The sequence below is a fragment of the Agrobacterium tumefaciens genome, from assembly GCA_025560025.1.
Lineage (GTDB): Bacteria > Pseudomonadota > Alphaproteobacteria > Rhizobiales > Rhizobiaceae > Agrobacterium.
This window is the reverse complement of sequence record CP048486.1, coordinates 344,074-361,932: the sequence shown is the minus strand read 5'-3', so window position 1 is coordinate 361,932 and position 17,859 is coordinate 344,074. Positions and strand designations below refer to the sequence as shown.

Sequence of the window (17,859 nt, the reverse complement as noted above, 5' to 3'; positions counted from 1 at the left end):
GACGTTGTCATCCCCATACAGATCAGGGCCGATGTCTGCCCTATGAGAACGATTGTAATGTTATTACGTTACGTAAACGTATTAGCATTACCGGCTGGGTCCATGTCAACCGATGTGGTCGCCTTTAGTTCTGAAAATCCGCAGAGGTGCGGTTAGCGACGCAAATGAGAGTTGAAACATCGGCCCCGGGCCGCAAACGCGACACTATCCCCGGGATTGACCCCAAGGATACGCAACCCGCTGAAATCAAATATAGTCTCGTACCCCTCAAGGATGAGGGAGGGGTCTCCGGTAAAGCCTATCCAGCCAAATCGGCTGCCGGCCCGTTTTACCGTCCCAGATGTCGCTCGCCGCGCTTCTTTGCCAGTTCGATCTGTTGCTGCCGGTCACGGAACCGCTGGCGGTCCTCCTCGGTGCGGTCGTCATAACAGCTTGGGCAGGAAACGCCTTCCTCGAACAGCGGCGATTGCCGTACTTCCGGGGTGATGGGGTTGCGGCAGGCGTGGCAGAGCTTATGGTCGCCTTCTGCAAGCCCGTGAACGACCGAGACGCGCTCGTCGAACACAAAGCAGGCGCCTTCCCAGAGGCTTTCTTCTTCCGGGACTTCCTCCAGATATTTGAGGATGCCTCCCTTGAGGTGATAGACCTCGTCGAAACCCTGTTCCTTCATGAAGGCAGTGGCCTTTTCGCAGCGAATGCCGCCGGTGCAATACATGGCGATCTTCGGCTTGTTATGCAGGCCCGGATTGTTCTTCACCCAGTCGGGAAATTCGCGGAATGTTTTCGTCTGCGGATCGACCGCACCCTTGAAGAGGCCGATGGCGGTCTCGTAATCGTTGCGGGTGTCGATGACGATCGTATCCGGATCGGAGATCAGCTCGTTCCAGTCGCGCGGGTCGACATAGGTGCCGACGATGCGGTTCGGATCGATATCCGGCACGCCCATGGTGACGATCTCTTTCTTGAGCTTCACCTTCATGCGCACGAAAGGCATGTGCGACGCCCGGCTTTCCTTGTGCTCCAGCGCGGCAAATTCCGGCTGGGCGCGCAGGAAGGAGAGCACGGCGTGAATGCCCGCATCCGTCCCGGCAATGGTGCCGTTGATACCTTCGGCGGCAAGCAGCAGCGTGCCCTTGACGCCATTGTTCTGGCAGAGCTCGAACAACGGCTCGCGCATGCTTTCGAACCGCGGCAGGCGGGCGAAATGATAAAGCGCGGCCACAAGGAAATCGCCAGTGACTTCCGGGCGGGGGAGAATGGTGGTGTCGGTCATGGGCGCTGAAATACAGCGACGGCGGCCGCAAAGCAATATTTATCAGCGGGTCCGGGTATTTTGAAAATCGTCAAATTCTTGGCTTTTGAGGTTTCCTATATATTTCGTTGCAACACAAAAACTGTCAGGATTCTCATACCACCGTTGCCATTAACGCGTGGCTTGCCACCATTTGAGTATCGTGAGGCATACGTCTTCAGCGATCCTATCAGCCGACGCGCGTCCGCGCGTCGAGATGACTCTTTTCAGTTCAACGACTTGGGCAGCCTGGATGTAGACTCAAGGTCGGATGACAGATCACTATGTGCACCGGCACAATAAATCCTTGTCATGCAGGAATAAAGGTTCGCTCAGCGCTCACCCTTAGCCAGCCCGAAACGTCCGTGCGACAGGGTGCGCTCGATGCCGCGCAGCTCTGCCAGCCCTTTCAGCCGGCCGATGGCGGGATAGCCGGGCTGGGCCCCGCGTGTCAGGTCATCGAGGATTTCCTGGCCGTGATCGGGCCGCATCGGAATGGTGTGATCTTCACGACCCTCCGCCCGGCGGCGCGCTTCTTCGGTGAGGAGTGCGGCGATGACGGCGACCATATCGGTTCCGCCTTCGAGGTGCTCGTCTTCGAAGAAGGAGCAGGGGACGGTGTCCGTGTCGCGCGTCACGTTGCGCAGATGCACGAAATGGATGCGATCGGCAAAACGGCTGGCGATGAAGGGCAGGTCGTTATCCGCCCGCGCGCCGAGGGAGCCGGTGCAGAGTGTCACGCCATTGGCGCGGCTGTCGACCTTTGAGAGCATATGGGCGTAGTCCGCTTCGGTGGAGAGAATACGCGGCAGGCCGAGCAGCGGCCATGGCGGGTCGTCGCCATGGGCGCAGATGTTGATACCCACCTCTTCGGCAACCGGCGTCACCTCCGATAGAAAATCGATCAGGTTCTGCTGTAGCCTTTCGCGGTTGATGCCGTGATAGGAGCGCAGTTTTTCGAGAAGCTGGGCGAGTGTATAACCATCCGCCGAGCCGGGCAGGCCCGCGCCGATATTGCGCCCGAGTGCTGCGATCTTCGTGTCCGGCATCTCGGCGAAACGTTTTGCCGCTTCCTCCAGCAGCCAGTCTGGATAATCGGCCTTTGCGTCGGGGCGTTTCAGAATGTGGATGTCGAAGGCGGCGAAATCGGGAAGATCAAAACGCATCGCCTTTGCGCCGTGCCTTGTTTCCCAGCGCAGGTCGGTGCGGGTCCAGTCCAGCACGGGCATGAAATTATAGCAGACGGTGCGGATGCCGGAGGCGGAGAGGCGGCGCAGCGTTTCCTGCCAGTTGGTTATATGGCTTTTCCAGTCGCCGGTCTGGGTCTTGATATCCTCGGAGACCGGCACGCTTTCCACCACGTCCCAATAAAGACCGCCGGCCTTGATCGCCTCATGCCGTTTGGTGATTTCATCCACTGGCCAGACATCGCCGGTGGCGATGTGGTGCAACGCGCTGACGATGCCTTCCGCGCCCGCCTGAGCCGCATCCTGAACCGTGACCTTGTCGACCGGGCCGAACCAGCGCCATGTATGTCTCATCTTAAATCCTCAAATATCAGTCTGCGGAAAATGTCAGCTGCACCTTGCAGGCGGCGGAGCGGTCTCCGGCCTGTTCGAAGGCCGCTTTCGCCTCGCCGAGCGGGAAGCTGTGGGAAATGATCGGCCGGACATCGATCCTGCGGGTGGAGATGAGCCCGGCGGCGACGGCGAATTCCTCATGAAAGCGTTGTGAGCCGCGCCAGAGGATTTCCTTGCCCACCAGCGCGTTGAGCGGAATGGTGATGTCACCGGTGACGCCGACCTGTACGATGGTGCCGCGCGGGCGGACACAGGCAAAGGCGGTGCGAAGTGCCGGACCGGCTGCGGAGCAATCAAAAATGACGTCGAAATAACCCTTATTGTCCTGATAGGGCAAAAGCGCCTCGGCGTCTTTCGCGACGTTGATCGTGCGGTCGGCACCCATGGCGGGAGCGCGTTCAAGTGCGGCATCCGTCAGGTCGGTGGCAATGATGATGCTTGCCCCGGCGTGGCGGGCGGCGGCGATGGTCAGGAGGCCGATGGGCCCCGCGCCGGTCACCAGCACCTTTGCACCTGCCAGATCGCCGGCCTGGGCCACGGCATGCAGGCACACCGCGAGCGGCTCGGTGCAGGCGGCTTCAGCCGGTGAGGTATCCTCTGAAAATGTCGCGCATTGTTTGGCGGGAACCACCAGCCGGTCGCGGAACATGCCCTGTTCATGCGGCAGGCGCATGGCGCTGCCCATGAAGCGCATTTCAAGGCAATGGATCGGCTGGCCCTTCAGGCAGAAATGGCAATGGCCGCAGGGCTGGGACGGATTGACGGCGACGAGCTGGCCGATGGCAAGGCCGCTGACGCCGTCTCCCAGCGCCCGCACATGGCCGGATGCCTCATGCCCGCAGATGATCGGCTCTCGCACCCGGACCGGGCCGAAGCCGCCATCCTGATAATAATGCAGATCGGAGCCGCAGATGCCGCCCGCTGCCATGGCGAGCAGCACTTCGCCGGGTCCCGGTGCGGGAAGGTCCTGCGTTTCGACGCGAATGTCCTTCTGGCCGTATAGACGTGCCACGCGTGTCTGCATGACGATGCCCTCATATGTGTATGGAATGAAGAGGCCCGCGCGGGAAACCGCGCGGGCGATGACGTTTCATCAGCGGATCAGGCCCATTTCGGTCGGCAGCCACAAAGTGATGGCCGGAATGAAGGTGATCAGCAGCAGCGCCACGAACAGCGGCACCAGCCACGGCAGAATGGCGATTGTGGTGCGCTCGACGGAGAGTTTCGCCACGCGCGAGAGCACGAACAGCACCATGCCGAGCGGCGGATGCAGCAGCCCTATCATCAGGTTGAGCGTGATGATGAGACCGAAATGCACCGGATCGATATTGAACTGCAGCACCAGCGGCAGCAGGATCGGCACGAGGATGGTGATGGCCGCAATCGTATCGAGGAAGCAGCCGACGAACAGCATCAGGAGGTTGACCAGCACGAGGAAAATCCACTTGCTGTCGGTGATCGTCAGGATCGCCGCCGACAGAAGCTGTGCCGCCTGGCTGACCGTGAGCAGCCATGCGAAGACCGATGCCGCCGCGACGATGAAGAGCACCGAAGCGGTCGTCTCTATCGTATCGAAGGTCGATTTTGCCAGCGTCTTGAAGGTCATCGTCCGGTAACGGACAAGCCCGAGGAACAGCGACCAGAGGACGGCTGCAACGGCGGCTTCCGTTGGTGTGAACCAGCCCATGGTCATGCCGCCGATCAGGATGACAGGCGTCATCAGCGCCATCACGGCGGAGAAGTCGAAATACCAGTCGCAGGCGAGCAGTATGACCAGCACGATCAGTATCGACAGGTTGAGCGACAGACCGAACGCCGTGAGGATATAGATGCCGAGCGGCACCATCATCACCACGAAGACTTCTATCGATGCGCCGAAGATGGTTCTGAGGCTGAACGGCGTGTCGGAGCCCCAGCCCTTGATATAGGCGAAGACCGCAACCGTGATCATCATCAGAAGCGTCATGACGACGCCCGGAACGATGCCGGCCATGAACAGCGCGCCAATCGAGACATTCGCCATCATGCCGTAGATGACGAAAGGCAGCGATGGCGGAAAGATCGGCCCGAGCGTCGCGGAGGCGGCGGTGACGCCGACGGCCGCCTCGACCGGATAACCGTGATCCTTCATGGCCTTGATCTCGATGGTGCCGATACCGGCCGCATCGGCAAGCGCGGTGCCGGACATGCCGGAAAAGATCACCGAGCCAATGATGTTGACCTGCGCGAGGCCGCCCTTCATCCAGCCGACGAGCGCGACGGCGAAGGAATAGATACGTCCCGTCACACCTGCCGTATTCATCAGGTTGCCGGCAAGGATGAAGAAGGGGACGGCGAGGAGCGGAAAGCTTTCCACACCTGCGATCAGGCGTTGTGCCGCGATGATATCAGGCGCGACATTGTAGAAGACGATGTAGAGCAGCGAGGCCGAGGCCATGGAAATGGCGACCGGCAGGCCGATCAGCATCAGGAGAAGAAAAGAGCCGATAAGAAGTAGCATCTGATCAATCCCCCGCGCTCTGGAATTCTTCGGGCCGTTCCAGAACGGAATAGCCACGCTGCATATTGGCGATGAAGACCTGCACCGAGCGGAAGAACATCAGAACAAAAGCGGCCAGAACCGTATAGAAAACGATGTTGCGCGGCAGCGCCACGGTGACCATCTCCTCATCGGCGACGATTTCCAGATAACGCCACATCAGCCATGAGGTGTAGGCGAAGAACAGGATGCGCAGCACATCGACGAGGATCGACATGGCGCGGGCCACCTGCGGCGGGACGTAATGATAAAGCACATCCACCTGAATGTGGCGCGACATGCGCACGCACATGACCGAACCTAAAAACACCACGCCGATCAGGCAGTTGACGGCGATTTCTTCCGTCCAGGCGTAGCTGTTATTGAGCACATAACGGGTGAAGAACTGAAGGAACACGCAGCCCGTCATCAGCCAGAAGAGGCCGAGCGTGACCCAGTCTTCGAATGAATAGACCTTGAGATCGACTTCGGGCGGCGCCTCATCGAACGTATGGGCGAGTTCCTCAGGCGTGACCTGAGTATGGATTTCCTGCGACATTGAGATATCCCGTCTGGAGAGAAAGGGCGGTGCGGCAAAGGAGCCGCACCGGATCTTGGCTCACTTGACGGCGCGAATGGCTTCCCAGTCGGCCTTGTCGTAACCGAAGTCCTCGAACTTCACTTTTTCGATGACGTTCTTTTCGAAGTCGGCCTTGTCGACTTCGGCAACGGTCAGACCGCGCTTCTTGAAGTCTTCGACGAGGCTTTTCTCGCGTTCATCGATGGTCTTGGTGGTCCGCTCGGCGGCTTCCTGCATGACTTCGGTGAAGATTTTCTTGTCGTCATCGGAGAGCTGCGACCAGAGGTTCTTCGAGATCACCGTGTTGAGGTGGTCGACGATGTGGCCGGTCAGGACGATGTTCTTCTGCACTTCGAAGAACTTCTTGGCCTCAATGGTGGTCAGCGGATTTTCCTGCGCATCAACGGTGCCGTTCTGCAGCGCCAGATAGACTTCCGCAAAGGCAATCGGCGTGGTGTTGGCGCCGCAGGCGCGCGGCATGGCCAGATAGGCCGGAACGTCGGGAACGCGCATCTTCAGGCCCGCCATGTCGGCGCAGGCGGCAATCGGCTTGTTGGATGTGGTGTGGCGCGTGCCGTAATAGCTGACGGCGGCGATGTGGTTGCCGGTCTTGTCTTCATAACCCTTGGCGAGGCGCTTGAAGATATCGCTCTTGGTATAGGCGATCAAATGGCTCGGATCGCGGAAGATGTAAGGGAAATAGGTGACGCCGATCGGCTTGAAATCACGTGCGGCAAAGCTCGAACCGGAGATGATGATGTCAACGGTGCCGATCTTCAGGCCCTGGTTGATATCGGCTTCCTTGCCAAGCTGCGAGGCGGGGAAAACATCCACCTTGTAACGGCCATCGGTGCGCTTGGCGATCTCTTCCGCCGCCCAGACCGAATCGGTGTGGAACGGTTCGGAGGTCTCGTAGACATGCGCCCATTTCAGCGTGGTCTGCGCCTGCGCCGCCAGGGCGGAAAGCAGGATGGCGGCTGTGGCGCCCATCAAAGTCGACAATCTGATTTTCATTCTTAACTCCTCCCGAATTAAAGCCAGATGTGCTGTTTTTTCCGTTGCCGGTTGCGGCGACGGTCACTCTTCCCCGATCGTTTCCTCCCCGAAACTCTCGGAAAATCTCTTTTGCGACAGCGTCAGATGCTGCCGCATCGCCTCGCGTGCGCCTTCCGGGTCGTTGGCGGCAATGGCGTCGCGGATTGCGCGGTGTTCCTGAACGGCAAGGTTCCAGGTGTGCGGTCCTTCGAAATAGCTGGCGAGCTTTTCGAAAAAGGGTGACAGGCTGCGCTCGTCATAGATCAGGCCGGTAAAGCGATTGAGCGCCGAATTGCCGATGATATCGGCGATGGCGGTGTGGAAGGCCCGGTCGAAATTGAGCGCCTGTGGCGAGCTGTCGAGCGCGCCGGCCATGCGTTCGATGATATCATCGAGCTTCGCGATGCATTCCGGTGTCGCAAGCCTTGCCGCTTCCTCCGCAATCGCGCTTTCGATGATGCAGCGCGCCTGCAGGATTTCGAACGGGCCGTGGGCGTCCGGCATTGCCGGCTTTTCCTTGTCCGGCTTGCGCGAAGCGTTCACATAGACGCCCGAGCCCATGCGGATGTGGATATGGCCTTCCACTTCCAGCACGATCAGCGCTTCCCGCACCGTCGGGCGGGATACGCCGAAACGCTCCGCAAGGTCGCGTTCCGCCGGCAGGCGTTGACCATCGGTCAACTCCCCCGTCTCAATGAGCAAGCGAATTTGCTCCGCGACCAGCCGGTAAAGGCGGCGCGGCTCCAGAGCCACAAACATGATGTCCTCCCAGCGCGAAAGTCTCCCCCGATCGCGCAAGCGGTAAGATGGTCTTACCAATTTTATTAGGACGCATTTGTACGGTACTGTCAATCGGCCGGTGGTGGAAAAATGGGGGGAGGAGTTTGAGGCCGTTCAGCAGGTCGGGCGTTGTCTTATTCCGGGGCTTTTACCACTGCCGTCATTCCGGCCTTGAGCCGGGATCCAGCCAGCCCAAGTCGTTGGGCTGAAAGGACTCTTCCCGTCGCGCGAGAGCCGCGTCGGCTGGATTCCGGCTCAAGGCCGGAATGACGGGAAAAGGTTGCGCCGGACAGTCTGAGGCGACTGACTTGCCGCTTTAAGGTTGAAAATAGTGCCGAGGCCTTAAACGCAGGCAGCCTTCTTCAGCCTCTATTGCCCGCGAGCCTCAGAGCGCCATTCTCACCAATGACGACATCCAGCTCACCATACCCACCAATCGAATGATGCGGCGTTTCGATGGGATGCGAATGGGTGGCGTTGATCACCACCACCGTTGCGCCCATGTTTTCACCCGCCTGAATGCCGGCAGGGGCGTCCTCGAAGACGACGCAGTTTTCAGGTGCGACGCCGAGCTTTTCCGCCGCCTTCCTGTAGCCTTCCGGGTCCGGTTTGCCGTTCACCACATCCTCGGCGCAGATCATGACAGGGGGCGGTGTGAGGCCTGCTGCCGCCAGACGCAGTTCGGCAAGTGCGCGGGCGGCGGAAGTGACGATCGCCCATTTTCCAGCCGGCAATTTCTCAAGAAAGGCCGCCGCCTGCGGAATCTGGAGAATGCCCTCGACATCCTCCATTTCCTTTTGCAGCAGCATGTCCGCCTGTTCCTGGATATCGAGGCCGGGAATCGCCTCGCGGCGCACCACTTCCGATGCGCGCATGCCGTGGATGCGCTGCAGGAAGGCATTCGGTTCTATGCCATTGTCCACGGCCCATTCGCGCCAGACACGTTCCACCACCGCGATCGAATTGAGCAGCGTTCCGTCCATGTCGAACAGGAAGGCGTCATATTCGCGCGAAAACATCTGGCTGGCCGGCGGGACTTTGCTGTGCATGTCATTCTTCCGTTGGACGTGTGGAGTTGCCCTCGTGTCTACAGCATTGGCGGAGATAACGGAATCGCTTTTCCGTCGGAGGGTCAAATGCCGATCTTTCGGTCTGTAGCGGTCATGGCTGTTCCAGAATCGGACGCTTTAGACTGCCGGCGACTCGGGTGATGGCGGGCAGGGGAGGCGGTGCGCTATCCGGCGATGCGGGAGGTCAGGTTGCAGCAAGGATAGGCCGCTATCATGAGTTTTCGCGAGCTGTGAAAATACGCAAAATCAGCGGGTAATGAGCATTTCCGAATGTTTTGCATGAGAATTTTCAGGATCGAATTTTCTTAACGAAACCGTCGCTTTAAGGGCTCCGTTAACCATTTGTTAACCATATTCGAGGTACCTAATTGTCAACGATTTGTTTATCAAGATGACCAAAGTGCTAACAGACCAGCGTTCCATCCGTATCAAAGGCCGCTCCTTCCTCGCAGTCGTCCTGTCACCCGAAGCTCCGGTCGATCAATGGCTGGAAAGGCTCGATGATCTTGCCGCGCGTTCGGCGGGTTTCTTCCTGTCGCGTCCGGTGGTCCTGGATGTGTCGGAGCTCTCGCTCGACAAGGCGGGCTTGAAGGAGTTGCTGGCGGCGCTGACCGAGCGCAATGTCGGCATCATGGGGATCGAGGGTGTTCGCCCCTCGATGATAGAACCCGGCATGCCGCCGTCGCTGAAGGGTGGAAAGCCCGCCTCCGATGTCGAGGTGGAGCCGGTTGCCGTCACCGCGGTCGAGTTGCCGGAGGAGAAGCCGCGTGCTTCCGGCGAAGTTCGTGCCGTCGTGCAGTCGCTGGTCATCAACGAGCCGGTTCGCTCCGGCCAGTCGATCATGTTTCCCGAAGGTGACGTGACCGTCATCGGTTCGGTCGCTTCGGGGGCGGAAATCATCGCGGGCGGTTCGGTGCATATTTACGGTGCGCTGCGCGGACGTGCGATGGCCGGTTCGCTCGGCAATGTCTCGGCGCGCATCTTCTGCCGCAAGCTGGAGGCGGAGCTGCTTGCCATCGACGGCGTCTACAAGGTGGCTGAGGATATTGACGACAAGCTGCGCGGCCAGCCCGTTCAGCTCTGGCTGGAAAACGATACGATAAAGGCCGAAAAACTTGGCTGAAGAAACACTGAAGACAACACAGGAACAGGAGAGCCGTATGGGGAAGGTAGTCGTTGTTACTTCCGGCAAGGGCGGGGTCGGCAAGACCACCTCGACCGCAGCGCTTGGCGCCGCACTGGCGCAGAACAAGCAGAAGGTCGTGGTTGTCGATTTCGATGTCGGCCTGCGCAACCTCGATCTCGTCATGGGTGCTGAACGCCGGGTGGTCTACGATCTCGTCAACGTCATCCAGGGCGATGCCAAGCTGACCCAGGCGCTGATCCGCGACAAGCGCCTCGAAACGCTGTTCCTGCTGCCTGCCTCGCAGACGCGCGACAAGGACAATCTGACGCCGGAAGGTGTCGAATGGGTTATTGCCGAGTTGAAGAAACATTTCGACTGGGTGATCTGCGACAGCCCGGCCGGCATCGAGCGCGGCGCAACGCTGGCCATGCGCCATGCGGATGTGGCCGTCGTCGTCACCAATCCGGAAGTCTCCTCGGTGCGTGACAGCGACCGCATCATCGGTCTGCTGGATTCCAAGACGCTGAAGGCCGAACGCGGCGAGCGCATGGAAAAGCACCTGCTTCTGACGCGTTACGATTCCGCCCGAGCCGAACGCGGCGACATGCTGAAGGTCGACGACGTTCTGGAAATTCTCTCCATTCCGCTGCTCGGCATCATTCCCGAAAGCACGGATGTGCTGCGCGCTTCCAACGTCGGCGCGCCGGTCACGCTGGCGGACGCCCGTTGCGCACCGGCCATGGCCTATTTCGATGCCGCTCGCCGCCTGTCCGGTGAGGACATTCCGGTGGTCATTCCGGGCGAGAAGCGGGGTATCTTCTCCAAAATCTTCGCAAGGAGGGCTGCATGAGCATCTTCAGTCTCTTCCGCAAACAGAAGTCGGCCCCGCTTGCGCGTGAGCGCCTGCAGGTGCTGCTGGCTCACGAGAGGGCGTCGTCGGGCTCCGATCTCGTCGCCATCCTCAGGGAAGAAATTCTCGCCGTCATAGCCAAGCATGTGCAGATCGATAATGACCGGGTGCATGTGAAGATGGATCGCGACGAGCATGTCTCGATACTCGAGATCGACGTCGAAATCCCCTTGAGCGCCGACTTGCGCGCCGCGTGATGTTTCCTGCGAAAACGCCGCCCCACCGGGCGGCGTTTTCATTCATTCAGCCGTCGTATCGACCGGCTTTCGAAACACTTCTTCCAGATCGCCGGGCAGCGGGCGTTTGAGGTTCAGGCCGTTCGGCGGGATCGGCGCGTTGAACCATTTGTCGTAGATTTTCTCGATTTCGCGACTTGCGTAGATTTGCCCCAGCGCTTCGTTGACGGCGTCCCGGAAACCCGTATCGCCGTGACGGAGCATCAGGCCATAGGGCTGCGGCGGGGCGAGATATTCGTTCGAGATGGAATAGTCTTCCGGCCTGCCGGTTTCGGCGACGAAGGATCGCAAAAGAATATCGTCCATGACGAAGGCCGAGGCGCGGTTTTCCGTCACCATTTCAAACCCGCCTTCCGTGCTGTCATTTTGCAGAACCGCGATATTCAGCCCCAGTTTGCGATTGAGCACATTGAGCTGGGCGATATTGATGGTTCCCGTCGTCACCACCACGGTGCGCCCGGCAAGATCGCCGACGGTGTTAAGGCCGCTGGATTTCAGCGCGACATAACGGGTGCCGGTGATGAAATGGCTGTAGGAAAACCACACGGCCTTGCGTCTTTCTTCCGTATTCGTGCTCGCCACGCATTCCATGTCGATCGTGCCGTCGTTGAGCAGCATGATGCGGTTGCTGGGGGTGCGTTTGACGAAATCGATCTTCAATTCCGGCAGGCCCAGTTTCTTCTTGATGGAGTCGGCCACCCTTAGGCAAAGCTCGATGCTGTAGCCGATCGGCTCCGGGCCGGTGCCCAGATAGGAAAAGGGGACGTTGCGGTCGGCATAACCCAGCCGGATGGTGCCGGTTTTGGCAATGGTTTCAAGTGTCGGTGGCTGGGTATCCTCGCCGGCCGCAGTGGCGGGCAGAAGACTTAAAACCCCAAGAGCAAGCCACAATGTCGATCTCTGCATCGCGCATCTCCAGCTAATATAAATCCAAAACATGTCTTCGTAAAAAATAGAGGCCGGGTGCCGCTTGCACGTCAGTCCCGGTATTCGGCCGGATTTTCATAGGCCTGTTTCAAGGAGGCCGCCATTGGCAGGTTCAGGTTCATGCCGTTTGGCGGAATGGGCTTGGTGAACCACTTCTCATAAAGGCCGTGAATGGCGGGGCCGGTGAAGATATGGCGCAGACTTTCGTTGACCGCGGCCTTGAAAGCTGGATCGTCGCGCCGGAAAACAAGGCCATAAGGCTCGGGCGCGCTCAGCGTGTCCTCCGAAAGTGCATAGAGGTCTGGGTTTTCGGAGGTTGCCGCCAGCGCCGCCAGCAATATGCCGTCCATGACGAAGGCGGAGGCCTTGCCGGCAACGACAAGTTCGAACGCCTCCTCGTTGGTTTTCGTCGGCATGACCGAGATATTGAGGTTCTTTTGCCGGTTCACGGCATTCAGCTGCTCGATATTGACCGTGCCGGAGGCGGATGTGACGGACCTTCCGGCAAGATCGGCAAGGCTTTTGAGGTTGTCCTGCTTGCGAGAGAGAAACTGCGTCGCCGTCATGAAGTTCGGATAGGAGAAATCCACCATCTTCCGGCGTTCGCTATTATTGGTCGTCGCCGCGCATTCGATATCGATCTGGCCGCTGCGGACAAGGATGAAGCGGGTGGCGGGCGTGGCCTTCACATATTCGAGGTCGATCCGGTCGAGCTTAAGCTGTTTGCGGATGTCTTCACTGATCGCCCGGCAAAGATCGGTCGAGAAGCCGGTGATTTCTCCATTCGGCAATTGATAGGAGAAGGGTGGCTCGGCTTCGCGGTAACCGATGCGGATCTTCGCAGTCTTGGCAATCTGTTGAAGCGTGTCGCCTTCGCCGGCGGCCTGCAGCGGGGTGATGGGAGCAAAGCATGTGAGGAAAAGGCAAAATACTGCAAGGCGCATTTTATTTCCTTTGTCTGGTAGCCGGTTTCTCAAATCGCTTTTTGTGGTGGGCAATAGGTTTCCTGTATCGGCCGGCCGGCGTCGTCAAACCCGTCTTTCCCGACCGGCGTGATGACGGCACGGTTCTTGAGGATATGGGCAAGCGGCGCGGGTTCGGCGAAATAATAGCCCTGGGCCTCGTCACATCCCGAAAGCTTGAGCGCCTCGACCTGCTGCTCGTCCTCCACGCCCTCGGCAGTGACCCTGAGGCCAATCTGTTCAGCCATGTCGATGATGGTGTTGACGATGGCCGAACACATGGGATTGCCCGGCAGGCCGGAGACGAATTCGCGGTCGATCTTGATCTTGTCGAAGGAAACATGGGTCAATGTGCTGAGCCCGGCATAACCTGTGCCGAAATCGTCGAGCACGAGGCGCACACCCCTTTCTTTTAAAAGCTTCAGGGCGCGGGCGCTGCTATCGCGCTCCAGCATTGCCGTTTCGGTCACTTCCAGCTCCAGCCGCTCCGCCGGAAAACCGGATGTTTCAAGCGCCCTGTCGACAATCGGGACGATGTCGTCATTGTAGAGCTGCACGGCGGAAAGATTGACGGCGAGCCGGATGTCCCGGGGCCAGCTCATGGCGTCCTGACAAGCCTGTGCCAGCACCCATTCACCCAGAGGTTTGATGAAGTTGTTTTCTTCGGCAAGCGTGATGAAACGGTCCGGGGCGATGAGGCCAAGCTTGCTGTGACGCCAGCGGGCCAGTGCCTCATAAGCAACGATGCGGCCGCTCTGCAGATTGACGACGGGCTGGTAATGCAGCTCGAATTCGCGGTTTTCGAGGGCGGACTTCATGTCTATTTCCAGCGCATGTTTGTGCTGCACCGCCATGTCCATGCCGGGTTCGTAAAACACGAAATAACCGCAGCCCATGGATTTCGCGCGATAAAGGCCGAGATCGGCATGTTGCAGAAGCTGGGTGGCGGATGTGCCGTGGCCCGGTGCGCAGGCAATGCCGATACTGGTATCGATACTGATTTTGCTGCCTTCGAGGTTGAAGCTGCGTGAGACCGCATGCACCACCCGCGCGGCCAGCATCGCCGCGCTGCTCTCGCAGTCAGCGCTCGCCGATTGTATGATCGCGAATTCGTCGCCGCCGAGGCGGCTAACCATGTCGTTTTCACCGAGCACGGCAGAAATCCGCGATGCCACCGCCACCAGCAAGGCATCGCCGGCGGCATGGCCCAGCGTGTCATTGACGGCCTTGAAACGGTCGAGATCGAGCAGCATGACATTAAACGGCTGGCCCGAGGCGGAAAGGTGCTCGAGACGGTTTTCGAGCGTCTTCATCAGCAGTACGCGGTTGGGCAGTCCGGTCAGGGCGTCATGGTGGGCCATGTGCTCCAGCTGCTGCGCCATGTCGCGTATCTGCCGCAGGCGTCCGCGCTCCAGAACCGCCTCACGCAGCGTTTCGATGGCCGTGGCCATATCGCCGATTTCATCCCTGCGCGTCTGAAACGGTGTGACGACATCCGTTTCCTCGCGGGCGATGCGCAGCGTCGCCTGCACCAGAGCCGGAACGGGTTTCAGGAAGTGCCGCGCAATCACCGTTACAAGGACACCGGTCACGGTCAGCACCACGATCAGTGCAATGAGCGAATTGTAGATCAGCTTGCGTTGCGCACCATACAGCTCATCCGAACCGCCGATGCTGACGGCGACCGCCCCGATCGGTTTCTTCGTTTCAATGCTGATGATTGGCAACAGGCCGATGTAGTGGTTCGACTCGCCAATGGTCGCAAAGCCGGTGGCGAAACGGGCTGCCACGGCATCTCTTGAGAAGATGGGATCGGTGGCGAGCGGTTTTTCGTCATCGTCGGTGGCGTTGTCGAAGGCGGCCGCGATCTGCCGGAAGCCGGAATCGTCCTCGTCGTACCTGAAAAGCCAGACGGCGTTTTTGGTTTGCGCGCCGATGAGGGCGAGAACGTCACTGGGATTGAAGCCGGTAACGAGGATGGATTCGTCGTCGCCGATCGGTTTGTCCGTCAATATGCCGTTGACCTGCCCGTCCGTATCGGCGGTGACGCTGACATAGGTGTAGATGCTGCGCAGCGTCGCGCTGGCGATCTGTGAATTGACGCGGGCCTGGTTGAGCCATTGCTCGCTGGCGGCGGCAACGAACATGTACCAGCCGACAAGCGCGCCGATGCTGTAGGAAAAAATCACGCCGCCCAGAAATATCAGGGTTATCTTGCTGGCGAGCGAACGCCGCCGCGAAAGGCGGCCCGATGCCGGCTGCGTCGTTGTGCGAAGCGTGTGGCCGGGTTCAGTCTGTCTATCTATCCCCCGATAGGCAGTCTCTTCCATGCGCGATAGTCCCCCGCGATGTCGCGTTATAATTGTTTTATGGAATTTTATAGGACATGCATTTCAACGGTGTCTGCTAAATAATTCAACAAAGTTTAGATGCGATTAAGAATTAATCCGTCTTTTTATAGTCGCCGCTCGTGTAAGCCCCAGCGTTCCTGCATCGCAGATTGAAAGAAACGCAAGCTTGCGGTCATGCCCTGAAACAAAACGGCCAAGTCAGTATGACAACCTTTGCGCGTTTCTCAAGTCGACTTCTCTGCGGCTGGGGACGCCGACCGGCCTTGCCAAGCAGCGGATAAACGGCATGTTGTGCGCACTGTCGGATTTCAGGAAGATCATCATGGCTCACAGAGGTAGAAACATCGCTCAGCTTTCCGTTCTCATCCAGAGCGGTCATCTCGATCCATGCGCCCTGGCGGAAGAGACGCTGGATGCGATCGGCAAAGAGGACGATCGGGCAATTTTTGTTGGCCTGACGGCGGCGCGGGCCATGTCGGAAGCGGAGGCAGCCTCCAGACGCATCCGCGAGGGACGCTCCTTGGGTGTGCTCGACGGTATTCCGGTGGCCTGGAAGGATCTTTTCGATATTGAAGGCATGGCGACCACGGCCGGATCGACCGTGCTGGCGGGCGATGCGCCTGCCTTGCGTGACGCCGATGTGGTGACGGCGCTGAAAAGGGCCGGAATGGTCTGTGTCGGCCGCACCAATATGAGCGAGTTTGCGTTTTCCGGTCTCGGTATCAACCCGCATTACGGCACGCCGCGCAATCCGGCCTCCACGGATGGTCACCGTCTGCCGGGCGGTTCGTCCTCCGGTGCAGGCGTTGTCGTGGCCGCAGGTCTTGTGCCGGTGGCGATTGGCACGGATACCGGCGGATCGGTGCGCATTCCCGCCGCCTTCAATGGTGTGGTGGGGTATAAGGCAAGCCGTGGCCGTTATTCGATGCGCGGTGTTTATCCGCTCGCGAAAAGCCTCGATTCGCTCGGGCCGCTGACCCGCACCGTACAGGATGCCGTCTGGGTGGATGCCGCCATGCGTGGCAGGGCTGCTGCCGATCTGGCACGTAAGCCTCTTGCCGGCCTGTCGCTCGTCGTCCCGGAAACGGTATTTTTCGACGGTATCGAGGAGGGCGTCGCAGATGCTTTCGAACAGGCGGTGGAGCGGCTCTCCCGTGCGGGCGCCTCAGTGCGGCGGCAGGCATTCCCGATCTTTTCGCAATTGTTCGATCTTATCAGGGAAAAGGGCGCGCTGGTGACGGCGGAGGCTTTTGCCCTGCACAAGACGCGGCTGGAAGGCGCGGATGCTGCGCGGATGGACCCGCGTGTGGTGGCGAGAACCAGGCTTGGCGCCAATATCTCCATGCCCGACTATATTGGCATTATGGAAGCGCGTGAACGCATGACGGCGGCGTTTTCCGAAATGATCGGAAAGGACGAACTGCTGGTCTCGCCGACATTGCCGCATGTCGCCGCCAGGGTCGCGCCGCTTCTCGATGATGACGATGCCTTTTTTGCCATGAATGCAAAGACCCTGCGCAACACCCAGATCGGCAATTTTTTCGATCTCTGCGGCGTTTCCATTCCGTGCGGAACAGGTGAGGCGGGAATGCCGGTTGGTTTGCTGCTTTCTGGCCTGCATGGTGCGGATGAGCATGTGCTGGGTGTTGCGATGGCTGCGGAAGAGATCGTTCGGGGCTGAGAGGGCGGTTCACACAGCCATTCTCCGTCACCCCGGACTTGATCCGGGGTCCAGCGCGATCAAGTCCTTGATCGCGAAAGACTCCTGACGCCGCGCAGACGCGCGGCTGCTGGATGCCGGATCAAGTCCGGCATGACGGAGAGAGTATTTGGCCGTCTCGACCTATAGCCTCACCGAGCCGCCCAGTTGGCGCCGCGGCGGAACATGGTTTTCATCTGCGGTACGGAAAATTCCTTGGCCTGATGGCCGAGCGCCGAATAGAAAACCCGGCCCTTGCCGTATTTGCGTTTCCACACCACCGGCATCACCACACCGTCGATCCACCAGGCATGATCGCCTGTAAATTTCGTCGTTGCCAGAACCTCATTCGAAGGGTCGACATGCATGTAATATTGCTCCGACGTATAGGGGAAATCGGAAATCCCCTCCATCAGCGGGTCGTCGGGGCGGGTGATGTTGACATGGTAGTCGATGATATTGCCGGGATGGGCGACCCACTGGCCGCCGATCATGAACTGGTATTCGACGCACTCGCGGAAACTGTCGCCCGCACCGCCGTGGAAACCGGCAATGCCGACGCCGTTTTCGACGGCGGCCGTGAGGTTCTTGATCTCTTCCTTCTCGATCTTCGACATGGTGACGATCGGCACCACGAGGCTGAGATCATGTACCGAAGGATCGGCGAATGCCTCGGTTGAGTGCTCCACATAGACCTTGAAACCGTCCTCCTCCAGCATGTCCTTGACGATGGTGGCGCATTCCTGCGGCTCATGGCCGCTCCAGCCGCCCCAGACGATGAGTGCTTCGCGCAT

16 protein-coding genes are annotated in these 17,859 nt (G+C 59.4%); 4 read left to right on the top strand and 12 right to left on the bottom strand.

All coding sequences use genetic code 11. The annotated features are described in order from the left end of the window. Positions 1-328: 328 nt before the first annotated feature. The 8 genes from FY152_15615 to FY152_15580 all read right to left on the bottom strand — a co-directional run bounded on the left by FY152_15615 (position 329) and on the right by FY152_15580 (position 8,833). Positions 329-1,273, bottom strand: a complete 945-nt coding sequence (locus tag FY152_15615) for a rhodanese-related sulfurtransferase (GenBank protein UXS33600.1) — start codon at positions 1,271-1,273, stop codon at positions 329-331. 350 nt (positions 1,274-1,623) lie between these two features. Continuing rightward, entirely contained in the window at positions 1,624-2,832 is a 1,209-nt protein-coding gene (gene uxuA / locus FY152_15610) for a mannonate dehydratase (protein UXS33599.1), read from the bottom strand. Positions 2,833-2,848: 16 nt separating this feature from the next. Next, a complete protein-coding gene (locus FY152_15605; GenBank protein UXS33598.1) occupies positions 2,849-3,895 on the bottom strand; it encodes an L-idonate 5-dehydrogenase in 1,047 nt (348 codons plus the stop codon). A 69-nt stretch (positions 3,896-3,964) separates the two neighbouring features. Then, the gene (locus tag FY152_15600; protein UXS33597.1) at positions 3,965-5,371 is read right to left on the bottom strand and encodes a TRAP transporter large permease; all 1,407 of its coding nucleotides are present in this window, start codon (positions 5,369-5,371) and stop codon (positions 3,965-3,967) included. 4 nt (positions 5,372-5,375) lie between these two features. Next, the gene (locus FY152_15595; protein UXS33596.1) at positions 5,376-5,948 is read right to left on the bottom strand and encodes a TRAP transporter small permease; all 573 of its coding nucleotides are present in this window, start codon (positions 5,946-5,948) and stop codon (positions 5,376-5,378) included. Between the two features lie 60 nt (positions 5,949-6,008). Continuing rightward, positions 6,009-6,983, bottom strand: coding sequence for a DctP family TRAP transporter solute-binding subunit (locus FY152_15590; protein UXS33595.1), 975 nt, complete (start codon positions 6,981-6,983; stop codon positions 6,009-6,011). Between the two features lie 63 nt (positions 6,984-7,046). Next, complete coding sequence (locus FY152_15585; protein ID UXS33594.1) at positions 7,047-7,763, bottom strand: FadR family transcriptional regulator; 717 nt, start codon at positions 7,761-7,763, stop codon at positions 7,047-7,049. Between the two features lie 383 nt (positions 7,764-8,146). Further along, on the bottom strand, positions 8,147-8,833 hold the full coding sequence (locus FY152_15580) for an HAD family hydrolase (GenBank protein UXS33593.1): 687 nt from the start codon (positions 8,831-8,833) through the stop codon (positions 8,147-8,149). A gap of 412 nt (positions 8,834-9,245) precedes the next feature. On the opposite strand from FY152_15580, the gene minC reads away from it, so the two are divergent. Genes minC through minE form a run of 3 tightly spaced genes read left to right on the top strand, consistent with a single transcriptional unit; the run spans position 9,246 to position 11,087 of the window. After that, positions 9,246-9,977 carry a septum formation inhibitor MinC gene (minC, locus tag FY152_15575; protein UXS33592.1) on the top strand — a complete coding sequence of 244 codons (732 nt, stop codon included), beginning with the start codon at positions 9,246-9,248 and terminating at the stop codon, positions 9,975-9,977. A gap of 37 nt (positions 9,978-10,014) precedes the next feature. Next, positions 10,015-10,830 (top strand): septum site-determining protein MinD, encoded by an 816-nt coding sequence (minD, locus tag FY152_15570; protein UXS33591.1) that lies wholly within the window; start codon positions 10,015-10,017, stop codon positions 10,828-10,830. Beyond that, positions 10,827-11,087, top strand: coding sequence for a cell division topological specificity factor MinE (gene minE, locus FY152_15565; GenBank protein ID UXS33590.1), 261 nt, complete (start codon positions 10,827-10,829; stop codon positions 11,085-11,087). Before minD ends, minE begins: the two co-directional genes overlap by 4 nt. A gap of 42 nt (positions 11,088-11,129) precedes the next feature. On the opposite strand, the gene FY152_15560 is transcribed toward minE, so the two are convergent. The 3 genes from FY152_15560 to FY152_15550 all read right to left on the bottom strand — a co-directional run bounded on the left by FY152_15560 (position 11,130) and on the right by FY152_15550 (position 15,345). After that, a complete protein-coding gene (locus tag FY152_15560) occupies positions 11,130-12,032 on the bottom strand; it encodes an amino acid ABC transporter substrate-binding protein (protein UXS33589.1) in 903 nt (300 codons plus the stop codon). Between the two features lie 71 nt (positions 12,033-12,103). After that, complete coding sequence (locus FY152_15555) at positions 12,104-12,997, bottom strand: amino acid ABC transporter substrate-binding protein (protein UXS33588.1); 894 nt, start codon at positions 12,995-12,997, stop codon at positions 12,104-12,106. A gap of 29 nt (positions 12,998-13,026) precedes the next feature. Then, the gene (locus tag FY152_15550; GenBank protein UXS33587.1) at positions 13,027-15,345 is read right to left on the bottom strand and encodes an EAL domain-containing protein; all 2,319 of its coding nucleotides are present in this window, start codon (positions 15,343-15,345) and stop codon (positions 13,027-13,029) included. Between the two features lie 343 nt (positions 15,346-15,688). Between FY152_15550 and FY152_15545 the strand changes: the two genes are divergently transcribed. After that, positions 15,689-17,047: an amidase gene (locus tag FY152_15545; GenBank protein ID UXS33586.1), complete on the top strand. Its 1,359-nt coding sequence runs from the start codon at positions 15,689-15,691 to the stop codon at positions 17,045-17,047. 170 nt (positions 17,048-17,217) lie between these two features. On the opposite strand, the gene FY152_15540 is transcribed toward FY152_15545, so the two are convergent. Next, positions 17,218-17,859: a hypothetical protein gene (locus FY152_15540; GenBank protein ID UXS33585.1), complete on the bottom strand. Its 642-nt coding sequence runs from the start codon at positions 17,857-17,859 to the stop codon at positions 17,218-17,220.

Bases quoted from the DNA above. Each gene is read 5' to 3' on its own strand.
- FY152_15580 (UXS33593.1), bottom strand. From the start codon at position 8,833: ATGCACAGCAAAGTCCCGCCGGCCAGCCAGATGTTTTCGCGCGAATAT.
- uxuA (UXS33599.1), bottom strand. From the start codon at position 2,832: ATGAGACATACATGGCGCTGGTTCGGCCCGGTCGACAAGGTCACGGTT.
- FY152_15555 (UXS33588.1), bottom strand. From the start codon at position 12,997: ATGCGCCTTGCAGTATTTTGCCTTTTCCTCACATGCTTTGCTCCCATC.
- FY152_15605 (UXS33598.1), bottom strand. From the start codon at position 3,895: ATGCAGACACGCGTGGCACGTCTATACGGCCAGAAGGACATTCGCGTC.
- FY152_15545 (UXS33586.1), top strand. From the start codon at position 15,689: ATGGCTCACAGAGGTAGAAACATCGCTCAGCTTTCCGTTCTCATCCAG.
- FY152_15560 (UXS33589.1), bottom strand. From the start codon at position 12,032: ATGCAGAGATCGACATTGTGGCTTGCTCTTGGGGTTTTAAGTCTTCTG.
- minC (UXS33592.1), top strand. From the start codon at position 9,246: ATGACCAAAGTGCTAACAGACCAGCGTTCCATCCGTATCAAAGGCCGC.
- FY152_15585 (UXS33594.1), bottom strand. From the start codon at position 7,763: ATGTTTGTGGCTCTGGAGCCGCGCCGCCTTTACCGGCTGGTCGCGGAG.
- minE (UXS33590.1), top strand. From the start codon at position 10,827: ATGAGCATCTTCAGTCTCTTCCGCAAACAGAAGTCGGCCCCGCTTGCG.
- minD (UXS33591.1), top strand. From the start codon at position 10,015: ATGGGGAAGGTAGTCGTTGTTACTTCCGGCAAGGGCGGGGTCGGCAAG.
- FY152_15540 (UXS33585.1), bottom strand. From the start codon at position 17,859: ATGCGCGAAGCACTCATCGTCTGGGGCGGCTGGAGCGGCCATGAGCCG.
- FY152_15600 (UXS33597.1), bottom strand. From the start codon at position 5,371: ATGCTACTTCTTATCGGCTCTTTTCTTCTCCTGATGCTGATCGGCCTG.
- FY152_15615 (UXS33600.1), bottom strand. From the start codon at position 1,273: ATGACCGACACCACCATTCTCCCCCGCCCGGAAGTCACTGGCGATTTC.
- FY152_15550 (UXS33587.1), bottom strand. From the start codon at position 15,345: ATGGAAGAGACTGCCTATCGGGGGATAGATAGACAGACTGAACCCGGC.
- FY152_15590 (UXS33595.1), bottom strand. From the start codon at position 6,983: ATGAAAATCAGATTGTCGACTTTGATGGGCGCCACAGCCGCCATCCTG.
- FY152_15595 (UXS33596.1), bottom strand. From the start codon at position 5,948: ATGTCGCAGGAAATCCATACTCAGGTCACGCCTGAGGAACTCGCCCAT.